Annotated in this window: 12 protein-coding genes; 4 read left to right on the top strand and 8 right to left on the bottom strand. The window is 39.1% G+C overall.

What is annotated here, in order from left to right; genetic code table 11:
• Positions 1-28 precede the first annotated feature (28 nt).
• The 4 genes from E2P86_RS14250 to E2P86_RS14235 all read right to left on the bottom strand — a co-directional run bounded on the left by E2P86_RS14250 (position 29) and on the right by E2P86_RS14235 (position 3,875).
• On the bottom strand, positions 29-1,387 hold the full coding sequence (locus E2P86_RS14250; protein ID WP_085474249.1) for a nucleoside permease: 1,359 nt from the start codon (positions 1,385-1,387) through the stop codon (positions 29-31).
• A gap of 20 nt (positions 1,388-1,407) precedes the next feature.
• The gene (locus E2P86_RS14245) at positions 1,408-2,034 is read right to left on the bottom strand and encodes a bifunctional nuclease family protein (protein WP_085474248.1); all 627 of its coding nucleotides are present in this window, start codon (positions 2,032-2,034) and stop codon (positions 1,408-1,410) included.
• Between the two features lie 108 nt (positions 2,035-2,142).
• Complete coding sequence (locus tag E2P86_RS14240) at positions 2,143-3,117, bottom strand: electron transfer flavoprotein subunit alpha/FixB family protein (RefSeq protein WP_085474247.1); 975 nt, start codon at positions 3,115-3,117, stop codon at positions 2,143-2,145.
• Positions 3,118-3,137: 20 nt separating this feature from the next.
• Entirely contained in the window at positions 3,138-3,875 is a 738-nt protein-coding gene (locus E2P86_RS14235; RefSeq protein WP_085474246.1) for an electron transfer flavoprotein subunit beta/FixA family protein, read from the bottom strand.
• A gap of 470 nt (positions 3,876-4,345) precedes the next feature.
• Between E2P86_RS14235 and E2P86_RS14230 the strand changes: the two genes are divergently transcribed.
• Positions 4,346-4,687, top strand: a complete 342-nt coding sequence (locus E2P86_RS14230) for a tetratricopeptide repeat protein (protein ID WP_085474439.1) — start codon at positions 4,346-4,348, stop codon at positions 4,685-4,687.
• 12 nt (positions 4,688-4,699) lie between these two features.
• On the opposite strand, the gene E2P86_RS14225 is transcribed toward E2P86_RS14230, so the two are convergent.
• Complete coding sequence (locus tag E2P86_RS14225) at positions 4,700-6,088, bottom strand: LutB/LldF family L-lactate oxidation iron-sulfur protein (protein ID WP_085474245.1); 1,389 nt, start codon at positions 6,086-6,088, stop codon at positions 4,700-4,702.
• 189 nt (positions 6,089-6,277) lie between these two features.
• The gene (gene aspS, locus E2P86_RS14220; protein ID WP_085474244.1) at positions 6,278-8,032 is read right to left on the bottom strand and encodes an aspartate--tRNA ligase; all 1,755 of its coding nucleotides are present in this window, start codon (positions 8,030-8,032) and stop codon (positions 6,278-6,280) included.
• Positions 8,033-8,170: 138 nt separating this feature from the next.
• On the opposite strand from aspS, the gene E2P86_RS14215 reads away from it, so the two are divergent.
• The 3 genes from E2P86_RS14215 to E2P86_RS14205 are packed head-to-tail and all read left to right on the top strand — an operon-like array spanning position 8,171 to position 11,717.
• Positions 8,171-9,406, top strand: a complete 1,236-nt coding sequence (locus E2P86_RS14215) for a hypothetical protein (protein WP_085474243.1) — start codon at positions 8,171-8,173, stop codon at positions 9,404-9,406.
• A 44-nt stretch (positions 9,407-9,450) separates the two neighbouring features.
• Positions 9,451-10,485, top strand: coding sequence for a glycosyltransferase family 2 protein (locus E2P86_RS14210; protein ID WP_085474242.1), 1,035 nt, complete (start codon positions 9,451-9,453; stop codon positions 10,483-10,485).
• Complete coding sequence (locus E2P86_RS14205) at positions 10,482-11,717, top strand: glycosyltransferase (protein ID WP_134433590.1); 1,236 nt, start codon at positions 10,482-10,484, stop codon at positions 11,715-11,717. Before E2P86_RS14210 ends, E2P86_RS14205 begins: the two co-directional genes overlap by 4 nt.
• Before the next feature lie 12 nt (positions 11,718-11,729).
• On the opposite strand, the gene E2P86_RS14200 is transcribed toward E2P86_RS14205, so the two are convergent.
• Both E2P86_RS14200 and E2P86_RS14195 read right to left on the bottom strand, forming a co-directional pair.
• Entirely contained in the window at positions 11,730-13,757 is a 2,028-nt protein-coding gene (locus E2P86_RS14200; RefSeq protein WP_134433589.1) for a glycosyltransferase, read from the bottom strand.
• Between the two features lie 308 nt (positions 13,758-14,065).
• Positions 14,066-15,100: an acyltransferase family protein gene (locus E2P86_RS14195; RefSeq protein ID WP_134433588.1), complete on the bottom strand. Its 1,035-nt coding sequence runs from the start codon at positions 15,098-15,100 to the stop codon at positions 14,066-14,068.
• Between the last annotated feature and the right edge of the window lie 52 nt (positions 15,101-15,152).

Raw genomic sequence — 15,152 nt, 5'->3', positions numbered from 1 at the left:
TAAAAAAAGAGACATTAAGTCTCTTTTTTTATGTGTTTTTTTCGTGCTTATGCTTAAACATAAAAGCAAACAAGATGGCTATTACTAAGGTGTAGCCGGCGAAGGCCAGCCAAATTTGATGCCAATCTTTTAGTAGGATACTGGTGTTAAATAGTCCGTTTTCCGCAATATTTACACCACGTTCCTGTACAAGCGATAAGAGTGTTGTATTGCTTGCTTCTGTATGCAGATAAGTAGCTAAAGATGATATGTCATGGAAAGAAAGTGTAAAATAATGATCAATCACCCATCCAGAAACCAAACTTCCCAGTACCGCACCAAATCCGTTCGTCATCATCATAAATAATCCTTGAGCAGAACTGCGGATATGGGAATTGGTCGAAGATTCTACAAAGAGAGACCCCGAGATATTGAAGAAATCAAACGCCATCCCATAAACAATACAGGAAAGAACAATCATCCATAATCCACCTGCCGGGTCGCCATAAGCAAAGAGCCCGAAACGTAATACCCACGCAAACATCGATATCAACATTACATTTTTTATACCAAAACGCTTTAAGAAGAACGGTATAGCAAGGATGAAGAGTGTTTCTGATATTTGTGAAATAGACATGATAATCGTGGAATATTTAATCACGAAAGAATCTACATATTTAGGATAGAACTTGAACTCATCCAAGAAAACATCGCCATAGGCATTGGTCAATTGTAATGCGCCACCCAGAAACATAGAGAAGACGAAGAACAAGGCCATTTTGTAGTTGCCAAAAAGTTTGAAGGCCTCCAAGCCAAAAGTTTCCATAAGTGTTCTGTTTTCTCCACCCGTATTTTTTGGGGGACACTTTGGTAGGGACAGTGCAAATAGACTTAGCGCTAAGGCTGCGCCACCAGCAATGTTGAATTGATGGCCTGTAGCTTTATTTCCCGTCAGGTTTACAAGCCACATGGCGGCAATAAAGCCGATGGTGCCCCAAACGCGAATCGGGGGGAAGGATTTTACTAAGTCGTAATTTCCCGAAGTAAGTGCGGTGTAAGAAATGGAATTGGATAGTGCTAACGTCGGCATGTAGAAACACATGGCCAGTAGCATAATGTAAAAAAACATCTGCGGGTCGTTGACCGTAGGCAGATAAAAGAGCGTTGCTGCGTACAAGAAGTGTAGGATACTGTATAGCTTTTCGGCATTAATCCATCGATCAGCGATAATACCCATTAAAGTAGGCATAAATAGGGAAGCAATTCCCATTGTCGCGAATATAGCACCAAATTGGGTTCCATCCCAGTGTTTGGTTCCAAACCAGTAATTCGCTATTGTAATTAACCAAGCTCCCCAAACAAAAAACTGGAAGAAACTCATGATGGTTAATCGTAGTTTAACGGACATATATGGGCTTATTATTTTAATTATGATTTTCTACGCTCGATTTCGTCGCGAATTTTTGCGGCAGCTTCGTACTGTTCGTTGTCGATAGCTTTATTGAGATCCGCTTCCAGCTGTTCGTCGCTAAGGTGTCCATATGTTGATTTTGGACTTTTTTCCTTTGGTTTGTCTGGAGCTGGAGTTGTGATATTTTCTTTTGCTGTTGGAGCGTCGATATTTTCTAAGAAGGCCAAGTCATTTGTTTCGATAACGATTCCTGAAGCATCCATAATAAAATCGTAGGTGAAAATAGGTGCTCCAAAACGTACCGCCAAGGCTACCGCATCGGAAGTCCGCGCATCGATTTCAATTGGTTTTGCACCATTTGAACATATTATTTTGGCAAAGAAGATACCATCAATAAGGTTGTATATCAATACCTCTTGAATGACGATGTTGAAATTATCGGCGAAAGTTTTAAACAAATCGTGTGTCAAAGGTCTGCTAGGTTGCATCTTTTCGATCTCGACAGCTATAGCTTGCGCCTCAAACCCGCCAATAATGATGGGTAACCTACGGTTTCCGCCAACTTCTCCGAGCACAAGGGCATAAGCGCCAGATTGCGTTTGGCTGTAGGATAATCCAACAATATCTAATTTGATTTTCTTCATTCTTAAAGCCTTACAGGAATACAAAGATGGGAATATTCAAGACAAAATAAAAATGGCTAGACGTAATTTAATGATGTCTAGCCATTTACTTTGTTTCACTGTATACGTTTAACTGTTTTTATACGCTTTGAAAGCTTCAATCAATTGTGGAATAACTTCAAAAGCATCACCTACAATACCGTAGTCGGCTACTTTGAAGAATGGTGCTTCGGGGTCTTTATTGATCACAACAATTGTTTTTGACGCGCTCACGCCTGCAAGATGCTGGATTGCCCCTGAGATACCTATAGCAATGTATAAATTAGGACTGACAGCAATTCCTGTTTGTCCCACGTGTTCAGAATGCGGGCGCCAACCGGCATCCGAAACGGGTTTTGAGCATGCTGTTGCGGCACCTAATATTTCGGCTAACTCTTCCACCATGCCCCAGTTTTCAGGGCCTTTTAAGCCCCGACCTGCCGATACAACAATTTCTGCTTCAGGAAGAGAAACTTTATCTGTTGCACGAACGATGTCTTTAATAACGGTCGATAAGTCTGATCCTGCTACATTCGGTTGAAAATTCTCAACGGATACAGAAACAGGATTTTCTTTGACCTCAAAGGCATTTGGACTTAATGAGATAACGCGTTTATCTGCCGATAGTTCTTCTGTCGCTATTGCTTTACTTGAGAATACCGTGCGTTTAATTTGCCATTTGTTACCGTCTACTGTCGGTAAAGCTGTTGCCGCTGCGCCTAAGGCCGCAGAAAGCTTAGCCGCGATGCGAGGCGCTAGGCCTTTACCTGAAAAGGTATTGGATAAGATAACGGTAGATGCGTTTTTACTTTTTGCCACCTCTGCAATTACAGATGCGTAAGCCTGGTTTACAAACTGACCCAGTTGGTCGGTATTAACCGTCACTACATTAGAAACACCATACGTTCCGATTTTATTCAATTCCGATTCCTCGACCTGACCAATACTCAAGGCAATAATGTCCTGTCCGGCTAGATCGGCAACCGCCTTTGCATAAGAGACTGCTTCAAAAGCAGATTTCTTAAAGGTACCTTCAACATTCTCTATATATACTAATACTGACATAAAATTTCTTCTTAAAGGGGTTAAATTACTTTCGCTTCGCTATGTAATAATTCTACGAGTTGAGCCACATTATCTTTGTCGATAAGTTTAACAGTGCTTCTTGGCGCTGGTGTTTCATAACTTTTAATAGCTGATAAGGAGGCCACTTCCACTGCCGGAATCACATTTAACGGTTTTGTTCGTGCCGTCATAATACCGCGCATATTCGGAATTTTCGCTTCTGCGACACCTTCCGCCGTTCCTACAACTAAAGGGAGGGACGTTGTTAAGATTTCTTTACCTCCTTCAATCTCCCGTTCGACTGTAGCTGAAGAGTCAGAAATATCTATTTTTTTTGCAATGGATACGGATGGAATAGAAAGGAGTTCTGCAACAAAAGCAGGTACTTGTGTTCCATTGTAATCGATAGACTCACGCCCTGTAAGGATCAAATCAAAATTTTGATCTTTAGCATAAGTTGCGATTTGATTGGCAACGAACCAAGCGTCGCGTGCCGGTGCATCGACACGAACAGCTTCATCGGCGCCTACAGCTAAAGCTTTACGGATCGTTGCTTCTGAGGAAGCATCGCCTACGTGTAGTACGGTAACCGTACCTTTTCCGCCTTCTGCTAATTCTACCGCTTTTGATAAAGCAATCTCATCGTATGGATTGATAATGAATTGAACACCCGCACTGTTAAAAGTGCTGTTATTATCACTAAAAGTGATTTTAGACGTTGTGTCGGGCACATTGCTTATACAAACTAATATCTTCATATATCCTAATTTTGTGGAGCCTCAATCGGCTCGGTTTACTATCTAATGGTTGTTAAATGTTCGTATTATAACAAACCTATCATTTTTTTTGACTATTTACAAGATGTTAAAGCGGCTTGAATGGGCTAATGTATTGTATCTTTTTTTGCCAATTTGTTATTATTTATTCCACTTCGTTAATAAAACTGTTGTTAGGGCTATATTGTTTTATTTTTTATTGATGAAATGTTAAAAAAAAAGTGTGTTTTCAGAAAGGTCAACGAAGTGTCATTTTTCTATGCTAGCATAGTATTTTAATATATGTTAAAGCTCGAGTGGTAAAACCGAAGTTAGTGATTTAAAAATATTTTGCTTCTTCGAATTAATACAATGAGGGTTTGCTTGTTTGAGGTTAAGTAGGGTGGCTGTATTAACAAAACAAAATGATTATTTTTGAGGGATCAAGAGTAGATAAATTCAAGTATTGTAATATGTCAAATAGAATCGAGGAGTTAACTGTTTTTTTACAAGAGAGCCCGAAGGATCCATTTTTAAAATATGCATTGACGATGGAATATCGTAAAATGGGTGATGTTGTAAAAACACGAGCTGGGTTTGAGGAATTGGTGCGTGACCACGCTGATTATGTAGGGACGTATTATCACTATGCTAAGTTCTTAGAAGAGCAACAAGAAAAAGAGGAGGCACTCCTCATTTACCAAAAGGGTATGGAGATCGCACAACAAAAAAGAAATCGCCATGCCTATGGTGAGTTGTTAGGTGCGTATAACTTGGCTTTGGGTGTGTCGGAAGACGACGACTGGGACGATTAATCCACGTATCGGCTATCCTGCGTTTTTATCTTGCTCCTTCCATTGCTTAGCGAAAGATTTATCGGCTAGTTTTGGAAGGTCTCGATGTTCTCCCCAAGACTTTTTAAAGAAATTCCGAAGGAAGAAGTTTTTGAATTTGCCGCCAAAGAAGTCGATTAACTTTCGGCGTTGAATGGCATAGGTAAACCCTTTCCACGCTCTTTTTTCTGCGGTCGTTGTCAGGTTTTGTTCGACAGCATCCCGACGATTTAAAAGGAGCATTTTCTGAATGTCGATACCGACGGGACAAACTTCAGTGCATTTTCCGCAAAGTGAAGAAGCATAGCTAAGGTGCTTAAATGACTTCATGCCGTGCAAGTGTGGAGAAATTAACGAACCTATTGGACCTTGGTAGGTTGTTTCATAGGTATGCCCACCAATATTTTGATAGATTGGACATACATTTAAACAGGCTCCGCAACGGATGCAATAGAGACCCTGGCGCTGTTCTTTTTCTGCCAAGAGATTGGTTCGTCCATTATCCAGCAGGATAACATACATTTCTTCTGGACCGTCTGTCTCTCTCGATTGACGTGGTCCACTTAGTATGGTGTTGTATACGGTTAGATTTTGACCTGTTCCATGTGAAGCAAGCAACGGCCAAAAGAGATCCAGGTCGTGCATACTTGGAATTATTTTCTCTATCCCAACGACTGCAATGTGTACTTTTGGGAAGGTCGTTGTCAAGCGTGCATTGCCCTCATTTTCGGTGATGGCTATGCTTCCTGTATCCGCTATAATAAAATTTGCGCCCGAGATTCCGATATCAGCTTGGGTATATTTTTCTCGGAGTAGTTCCCGTGCTTTTTGTGTGAGCTGTTCAGCGGTTGCATCTAATGGCGTTTCAAACTTCTCGTGGAATAATTTAGCGATATCTTCGAGGCTGAGGTGCATGGCCGGCGTCACAAAATGATACGGCTTTTGTCCTAACAACTGGATGATAAATTCCCCCAAGTCGCTCTCGACGGCTTCGATACCTAGCTTTTCTAAGAAGTGGTTGAGCTCGATTTCTTCAGTGGCCATAGATTTAGACTTCACGATAAGTTTAGCCTCGTGCTGCTCAACGATTTTTTGGATTTCCTCTTGTGCCTCTTTTGCATCGTTCGCCCAAATGACATGCCCACCCCGCCGGGTGAAGTTCGATTCGAAATCTAGGAGGTAGCGATCCATGTTTTCAATGGATTTCCACTTGATGATATTAGCTTTTATTTTGGCGTTAGGCAGATCAAAAAACTTATCCTTAGCATTTTCAAAAGCATGGGTGTATTTATCAATATTGGTATTGATAATATCGCGATGACGTTGGTCAAAGGCTTTTTCTGTACTATCTTTTAGAAATTTGTCTGCGATTTTTTGCGCCATAGAACAAAACTACTGCTTTTTTCTGAATTGTAGGACCTCCTGTTTGCTGCAACAAGCTTTTTCTTTGAAATCTCGGCCCTTATGTTGTAAACTGATCTTACAGCAAAAAAAGGCGGCAGCCTTCTTTAATTCGAAAACTGCCGCATTCTGGTACAGGTAGGTATGCCGGTACTAATATAGTTTCGTACTTTATTTAGCTTTTATATTAAGCGCTAAGCTCAGTTCATCTAGTTGCGCTGGAGCTACGGTCGCTGGCGCATCAATCATGACATCTCTTCCGGAGTTGTTTTTCGGGAATGCAATAACATCACGGATAGTATCTAGTCCGGCAAAGATGGAGACCAGACGATCGAAACCGAAAGCTAGACCGCCATGTGGTGGCGCACCGTATGTAAATGCTTCCATCAAGAAGCCGAATTGTTTTTGAGCTTCTTCTGGTGTAAAGCCTAAGTGCTTAAACATCAGTGATTGTAACTCACGGTCGTGTATCCGGATTGAACCTCCTCCAATTTCGACACCATTAATGACTAAATCGTATGCATTGGCACGCACTTCGCCCGGAGCACTATCCAAAAGTGCGATATCTTCTGGTTTCGGGGAGGTGAATGGGTGGTGCATAGCGTGGTAACGTTCTGTATCTTCATCCCACTCTAGCAGTGGGAAGTCGATTACCCACAGTGGAGAGAATTTGTTTTTATCACGTAAACCGAGTTGTTGTCCCACTTCAAGACGAAGTTCGTTCAGTTGTTTGCGCACTTTATCTTTAGGGCCTGCCATGATCAGGAATAAGTCACCTGCTTCTCCATCAAATGCTGCTGACCATGCTTGTAAATCTTCAGGCGAATAGAATTTATCAACCGACGATTTAATAGTTCCATCTTCGTTGTAACGTGCATAGACAAGGCCTGTTGCACCAATCTGTGGGCGTTTCACAAAATCAGTCAATGCATCCAATTGCTTGCGTGTATAGTGTGCGCAACCTTTGGCATTGATACCGACAACAAGTTCTGCCGCATCAAATACAGGGAACCCTTTGTCTTTTGTTATATCGTTTAGTTCAACGAACTGCATCCCAAAGCGGGTATCGGGTTTGTCGGAACCATAAAGACGCATAGCTTCGGCATAGGTCATTCGTGGTACGGTACCCAGATCAATGCCTTTTACGTGTTGGAAGAGGTGTTTTGTAAGCCCCTCGAACATGTTTAGGATATCTTCTTGCTCTACGAAAGCCATCTCACAGTCGATCTGTGTAAATTCCGGCTGACGGTCGGCACGTAAATCTTCATCACGGAAACATTTTACAATTTGAAAGTAGCGGTCGAAACCGGAAACCATCAACAGTTGTTTAAATGTTTGAGGCGATTGTGGAAGGGCGTAGAATTCACCGGGGTTCATACGGGAAGGTACAACAAAGTCGCGCGCCCCTTCGGGTGTCGATTTGATGAGTACGGGCGTTTCTACTTCCAAAAAGTCTTCGCTATCAAGGTAACGACGGATTTCCTGCGCCATTTTGTGGCGTAGGATTAGATTCTGACGGACAGGGTTACGACGCAGGTCGAGGTAACGAAACTTCATTCGGATATCATCTCCTCCATCTGTTTCATCCTCAATGGTGAAAGGAGGTAGTTTCGCCGCGTTTAGGATCTCTAAGTCGGCTACTTTGATTTCGATTTCTCCGGTCGGGATTTTGCTATTCTTACTGGAGCGTTCGATTACTGTTCCAGTAACTTTAATAACATATTCACGACCTAGTTCGCGAGCACGTGCACGTAATGTTTCGTCATCATCAGTGTTAAAAGTCAATTGTGTAATACCATAACGGTCACGTACATCAATGAAGGTCATGCCTCCCAGGTCACGTGATTTCTGTACCCAACCACTCAAGGTTACTGATTTTCCAAGATCGGCTAATGTTAACTCGCCGCAGGTATGTGTTCTGTGCATTATATACTGATTTTAAAACCGTACAAAAATATCGGTTTTTTAGGAGAATAAAGAAAGTTTGACACCTTCTATTGCAGATATCGCTGTAGCGTTTATATTTGTCTCACCGTTAAGGTACTGATTCATTAATCATTATTTATGTCGCATCGTTTTTTTGGTTTGTTCATCATATTTATATGTTTGAACTTTTCATGCTCAAGAGAAGAGCACAGCTTTTATGCGGAGGATGTTCCGACTGTTGGAAGGGGCGGGGAGTATGCAGATAACTTGAACTATCTGACTGATATTGGAAATATTAATATCAATGTCATTGCTAATGCAAATTATAAGGGCGAGACTAATCATGCCTTTTTAAAAAATATATCGGGTACAAATCACAGTTATTGTCACCCTGATGTTTTGTATTTCCCGGATGGCTTTCGTGGGTATCGCTACTGGATGGTATTTACCCCCTATTTTGGAGCCGTTGGTACGAGTCAAGATGCAAAGAGGTATGAAAACCCAACTTTGGTCGTGTCAAATGATGGGTTGAATTGGATAAGTCCGGTTGGAATAAAGAGCCCACTCCAGGAAACGCCGAGCTTAAAAGAGAGTTTTATTGATCAAAAAACTGAGCCAAAGCAAGGGTTTTGGTCTGACGTAGACTGGGTTTATGCTAATAATAAGTTTAGTTTATATTCCCGTGCCAGTTTTGTTACAGCCGAAGGCTTAAAGCGAAGAGGAGCAAAGAGTCTTAATAACAAAGAAAAATTGGTAAAAAATGCACAACGAACTATTGTAAGGCAAGTTTCTGTCGATGGAATAAATTGGAAACCTTTAGACGTTGCTTTCACAAGCAACTCTCCATATACGCCAAAGAATAATCATCTTTTGTCTCCCAGCTTTATTCATGATGGTTCTGAGTTTAAAAGTTATGAAATTGAACTAAACACAGGTGCGAAAAATTTTAAAGGAAAGGATAAATCTTTTGTTATTCAACGTACATCGGCAGATGGGCTTAATTTTACACCTTTTAATCGCAGTAAGATTGTTAATTTTTTGAGCAAGCCATGGGAGCAAGTCGATGCGAAATACTCTCCTTGGCATATTCATGCGGAGTATGTTGACGGATTTTATTTTTTATGTTTGGCGGTAGGTGATGTCACGCGATATAATTGTGAAGCGTTGTATGTGGCGTATTCCAAAGATGGTGTTAATTTTCAGGTGTTTCCAAGGCCACTGGTGGAGCGTAACGCTTACCGATCCGCCCTCTTTAAAATGAAGTCAGACGAAAATGTAATAAATTTTGGTGCCGTTATTGGTTTGAAAAGTGGGGAGTTTAAATATCGTGAGTTTATGCTCAGCAAGGCTAAGCTTTCAAAGTCATTGGAGTAACTAAAAATGGAAGTCCTTCAATCAATTTCCTTACCTTCGAGTAAATGAATGTACCTCATCAAATATTTGTTTCCGTCATTGTTCCTATTTATAATATAGAAAGATACATTGAGGAAGCGATTCAAAGTATTTTGAGTCAGACACTAGAAAATATTGAAGTAATTCTGGTGAATGATGGTAGTAACGACAATTCTGAAATAATCTGCCAGCAATATGCTGCTGCGCATTCAAATATTACTTATCTGTATCAAAGCAATGGTGGAGTCTCTGTGGCTCGAAACAATGGTTTTTTACGAGCTAAAGGAGACTATGTTTTTTTTATGGATGCAGATGATACAATTGAACCGGGTTTTCTTACTTCTTGTTACCAAGTCGCGATAGATAGTGGTGCGGATATTGTGATTGTTGGTGCGGATTTCGTTCACGCACATCCCTATACGGCAGCACTCCCTACCTGCGCTCAGTTTTTAAAACGATCATTCTTGAATGAGTATCCTGATATTCGTTTTCCTGAAGGGATACAACCTTGCGAAGATGGCTTACTATCTCATCGTTTGCTTGCAGTAACAAAGAAAGTTACGGTTCATCCAGAGGCGCAGTATTTTTATAGACAGCATGATAGCCAAAATCATATACGGATTAATGAACATAGTTGGGCTGTACTTAAACAGATACCGAAATGGTTTGAGATTTTAACTGCATTTTACGATAAATACGATTTATGGGATTCACATGTAGAACATCTCTTACTCTTTTTGGAGCACGAGCCTTTTAATATTAGATATTTTGAATTACCCTTAGATGAGGAGCAAAAAACTTATCTGTTTAATTTGATACATGATTTTGAAAAAAAGCATAGAATTTTAGGTAAATGTGATTCGAAGAAACTACCCATAACGACACCTTTTAGATTTTTTCTCAAAGCGAAGAATTCGCGTGAATTTGATGATTTCTATAATCGTTTCAAAAAACGAAGAGCGATAAAGCGAAAGATCCTTCTTTTTCTAAGTAAGTTGATTCCTGTTGCAGGTAAGCGTCGTGAATTTAGGACCAAGATTAGAAAAACATATCAACGATGAAAATAGTTCTCGTACAACATAAGGATTTTATTAATGGCTCAGGAGGAGCGGAGAAAATGTGTTGTTTTCTGGCTAACGGATTTCATGATATGGGATATACTGTTGAAATTGCTACTAATGAAGATATTATTGGTGCTCCCATGTTTCCGCTAAATAAAGGAGTCACTGTTACGAATATCTTTGATGCAGCGATTGAACAAGTCCGGTTAGAGCCGTTAATTAATTATGCAGGTAAAAACCCATGGAAATGGTTGTTGAGTAAGATAAGGAAGAAGCGTGCTAAGCTCATTAATAAGCGTATACGTCGGGCGTATGACGATAAGATATATGAGTTCAATCTCAAACAACGTGCATTGGTATGGAATAGATATTTTGAACGGGTTAAACCAGCGTTGGTTGTGACGATGTCGTTGGAGTCTGTGCTCGAGATTACTTATCTGAATAGCTGTGCTTTTCCTATAGTAAATTCTGTGAACGGTCGCCCAGATTATGATTACGCGTCTCCATTTTGGAATCGGGATACACAAGAAGCATCTCTTTTGAAAGCGGCATACACTAAATTAGCAGGTGTTCAAGTCTTATTTGCGAGCTACGAAGAGTTTATACCTACTATATTTAAAGGCAAATGTTTTGTAATTCCGAATCCTGTTCCGCAACCTATTGACAATGCAGTTGTCAATCATTTTAAAGATAAAGATAGATATACAATCGTAAATATTGGACGATTAGATAATGCAGGTAAACAGCAGCCTCTCGCCATCGAGGTCTTTGCACAAATAGCGGATAGCTATCTTGATTGGGATCTGGTACTTTGGGGAATTGGAGCTGATCGAAAAATGTTACAAAGTCTAATCGAAGAGCGGGGAATGGAAAAAAGAATTTTTCTAAAAGGTTTTACAGAGAACCCATTAGATAAGTTAAAAGAGTCAGATGTTTTTGTGTTTCCAAGTAAGTATGAAGGCTTTCCATTAGCCTTAACGGAGGCGATGTCCGTCGGTTTGCCAGTATTGGGTTTACGGTCTTGTTCTGGTGTAAATGAGCTTATCAATCATGAGGTCAATGGTTACCTGGTGGAGGGGAAAGAAGATCTACAGACATATCTCGTTAAACTTATTGAATCGCCTTCTCTTCGCCAGGAATTAGGTCAATCTGGCAAGAAATCTATGGGGTGCTATGCGCCAGCGCTAGTATTGCAAAGATGGAGTGAGCTGCTAACTCGTATTACAAATTAATTCAAAAAGTGCTTATTCATACTTCAAGATCTCTTCTATTTGTTTAATTTTTTCATGCAGAACTTCTTTAGAGAAAGGCTTTAGTCCGGATATGGAATTTTCTTGAATTTCTTTCCATATTTTTTCATCAGTATATAACGAGATGGTTTTTTTTGCAAAATCCTCTGGATTTTCAGCGACAAGGATATGTCTGCCATCTACTAAGTGCATGCCTTCCGCACCTATGCTGCTTGAAACAACAGGGAGGTGGTATTCCAATGCTTGGCCAATTTTTCCTTTAACGCCTGCCCCATATCTTAGCGGGGCGACCATAACCCTATGTTTTAAGAAGTATGAACTAACTTCAGGAACAAAACCATGGAAAATTACATTTGAAATTGATTTTCTATCTTCCGAGAAACATTGCGCAACATTGCCTACAATATGTAGTTTAATCGTATTATCTGTTTTCCAAATAATAGGCATTATTTCATCAATCATGTAGTTGATAGCATCAATATTTGGGGTGTGTCTAGAGCCTATAAAAAGTAAACCTGTTCGATCTTCAAATTTAGGCGTTTCTTGCACGTTTACTTTCGGGTAATGTACATTCGATATAACCAGCATCTTTTCCTCAGGAGAAAAGGATTGCATATATTGTTTTTCTTGATCAGAAATAGGAATGACTATATCAGCCAGGAGCGATGCTCTTGTCTCTATTTCAAGATAGGTTTCATAAGCCTGCTGGATGCCTAGGTCCCTAGGAAATAATTCGAGTTCTCTTTTGTATCGGAGATGATGTATATCTACCATATCAAAAATCAAACTAAATGTTTTGAAAATTTTTCTTGCTGTTTCGTAAAATCGATTGAAGGTTGTCGCTGAATGCATCCAAATTATTGGATTAACATAATTTACTGTCTTAAAATAGTCAGATATGTTGGAATGTCTTCGATTTATGTAGAGAACGGCTATTCCTAACTTTTGAAAATATGCGTTGTATGCGTTATAAATCGTGTTGTCTAAAGTAACCAACGTGACATGATAATTCAGCTCTTTATAAGCCTTAATTATTTCCGTCAATCGGAGCTCTCCTGAATTGTTGTCATATTGAGGCACTTGATCATTAAAAAAGATCATTGGTCGACCATCGTAAAAATCTAAAATTCGATGATGAATTGATGTAGACTTGATAGCCTCGATTTGTCTCTTCCATTTTTGCTTGAAAAGTTCCAAGTTCTTGCTAAACGATTTATTTCTTACGGAATGGGAGACGTTTTCATTAGAAGTATTTTTTGTGTAGCACACGACTTTTGAAAAAGGAGTGTAATAAGTGCTTCTACCCTGGTTATACTTTAATCTAAAACATAAATCGGCGTCAGCAAAAGAGGATAGTGAAAATGCATCATCTAGTAGATTGAGATCGCCATGAATATCCTTCTTTTTAAAGAGAAGGCTGTGCGCCGAGCAATAATCGACTTTATACGTGTAATTGACTTGTGGAAAATAAGATTTTACACCTTTTATTGGTGTTATTTTAGCATTCTTTAGCACCGCTGTACCTGCAGCGTATAGTTTCCCTGTGCTGTCAAGTAGCATAGAACCCACCGCACCGACATCGTTGTTTGTCTCGAAGACATGTAGTAATTCGTCTAAAAAACCTTCACGTACTATAGTGGAGGAGTTAAGTAGGTAAATGTATTCGCCTCGTGCCTGATGAATGCCTTGGTTTGTGGCTTGAACAAAATCATGAAGAGCTGGATTTTGAATGAGTGTAACGCCGGTTATATTGGTGAAATCAACAGCTTCTGAACTGTTGATGTCAATTAATAATATTTCGAAGGTATTTTTTGGGAGATTTTTTAAAATAGATTGTAAACATTTTCGCGTATACATTTCACTATTATGAAATGAAATTAGAATAGAGACCAAAGGTTCTTCAACAGAAGGAAAATGTATAGGATTTCGTTCGGTATTTGGTTCAGAAACCTGAAAAGAGTGGGCTTTATCTAATTCGGCAATTTGCTTATTTCTTCTTAAAAATGCACTTATTACTCCCATGAGTCTTTATTTATTACGATTCTCTAAGCTTGTTGTATTTTTTGAACGGTTGGATTTGTAATTCCCTTTTTCTCATTTTGACATTGATAATGATATAAAAATGGATGATAATTAAGGTAAATCCAACAAGCTCATTTAAACTACGTAAATATAGGAATATATACCCTTTAGTTATAACAAATTGATGATAACATAACGCACGATTTGATTCATGATAATATCTGTTATTGCTTTAAATTGTTGTACTCACCGCAGTATTTTATCCTTCGAGGTATTGCTTATTTCGAGGACAAATATTGTTTTAAGAGCTAAAAGCGGTTTTTAAATCGTAGACATTTTTTCTCGATCAAATGCCATGAAATGTAGGAGAGAATATAGGTCACTATTAGACTGTAGAGCGTAAGGAGGTAAGGGTTCAGGTCTAAATAATTCATAAACAACTGCTGAATAAGGAAACCATAAATATAGATTCCATAGGATAGGTCTCCTATTTTTGAAGGAATGTAATTTAGGGTTGCACTATAGGAAAGACCAATTAGAATGATTAATGTGGGGGTTAATATGATTGAAAAATAGTTATACACTCGGAACTGTATGGTTACTATTATTAAAAAAAATATGACTAATTTAATAGACAATCTATTTAATGCCTTGATGTCAATGATACGTAGTATACTTCCGGCAAGGAACAAGCTTGCTAAACGGTATAGTTGGGAGGTGTCGAGATGAATTTCACTAAAAAAAGTCTTTAGCATCGCGGTGTTAAATTGTCCATATACGGCAAGTAGATAAGCAGAAATTAAAAAGGTTAGAAGAATCTTTTTGTTTTCTTTGAATTTATATGCTAATAGTAGGACGATATACATTGTAAATTCATACGATAAAGACCATAAACTTCCATTTATTGCACTCGGATAGGGATTATTTTCAAATACATGAGGGATACTGTATCTTACTTTGTATAGTGTCATGTTATCGAAAAAATATTTGTAAAAATCTTTTTCTCTAAAGATATTGTTTCCTGTATAGACGATACTGATAACGATACAAGAGAAGATTAACATGAAAAATAAAGCCGGGAAAAGTCTTAAACAGCGTTTCCATAGGTAGTTCTTTATTGACTTGCTTTGTTTTAAACTGCTGATAATTAAGAATCCACTTATAATAAAAAAAACGTCTACTGCTAACCCGCCAAAACTCAACTGTCCATAGCTATACTTACTAAGTATTTCTGGACTCGTGTCGGTCAACGCGAATGCATGAGAAAACACGACTAAACTAGCAAAAAGGAGTCTTAGGAAATCAAAGTTATTAGCTCGGTTATCTGGTTTTATTGTATTCATTATATTATATTGTCCTGTCTGAGTGGGTAAAATGTCTATGTCTTTAAAAAGA

Source organism: Sphingobacterium psychroaquaticum, from assembly GCF_004421025.1.
Taxonomy (GTDB): Bacteria; Bacteroidota; Bacteroidia; order Sphingobacteriales; family Sphingobacteriaceae; genus Sphingobacterium; species Sphingobacterium psychroaquaticum.
Note: the sequence above shows the minus strand (reverse complement) of the source record. Positions and strands in the feature narration are given on the sequence as shown.

Coding starts and splice junctions, on each gene's coding strand:
- E2P86_RS14250 (WP_085474249.1), bottom strand. CDS start 1,387: ATGTCCGTTAAACTACGATTAACCATCATGAGTTTCTTCCAGTTTTTT.
- E2P86_RS14245 (WP_085474248.1), bottom strand. CDS start 2,034: ATGAAGAAAATCAAATTAGATATTGTTGGATTATCCTACAGCCAAACG.
- E2P86_RS14240 (WP_085474247.1), bottom strand. CDS start 3,117: ATGTCAGTATTAGTATATATAGAGAATGTTGAAGGTACCTTTAAGAAA.
- E2P86_RS14235 (WP_085474246.1), bottom strand. CDS start 3,875: ATGAAGATATTAGTTTGTATAAGCAATGTGCCCGACACAACGTCTAAA.
- E2P86_RS14230 (WP_085474439.1), top strand. CDS start 4,346: ATGTCAAATAGAATCGAGGAGTTAACTGTTTTTTTACAAGAGAGCCCG.
- E2P86_RS14225 (WP_085474245.1), bottom strand. CDS start 6,088: ATGGCGCAAAAAATCGCAGACAAATTTCTAAAAGATAGTACAGAAAAA.
- aspS (WP_085474244.1), bottom strand. CDS start 8,032: ATGCACAGAACACATACCTGCGGCGAGTTAACATTAGCCGATCTTGGA.
- E2P86_RS14215 (WP_085474243.1), top strand. CDS start 8,171: ATGTCGCATCGTTTTTTTGGTTTGTTCATCATATTTATATGTTTGAAC.
- E2P86_RS14210 (WP_085474242.1), top strand. CDS start 9,451: ATGAATGTACCTCATCAAATATTTGTTTCCGTCATTGTTCCTATTTAT.
- E2P86_RS14205 (WP_134433590.1), top strand. CDS start 10,482: ATGAAAATAGTTCTCGTACAACATAAGGATTTTATTAATGGCTCAGGA.
- E2P86_RS14200 (WP_134433589.1), bottom strand. CDS start 13,757: ATGGGAGTAATAAGTGCATTTTTAAGAAGAAATAAGCAAATTGCCGAA.
- E2P86_RS14195 (WP_134433588.1), bottom strand. CDS start 15,100: ATGAATACAATAAAACCAGATAACCGAGCTAATAACTTTGATTTCCTA.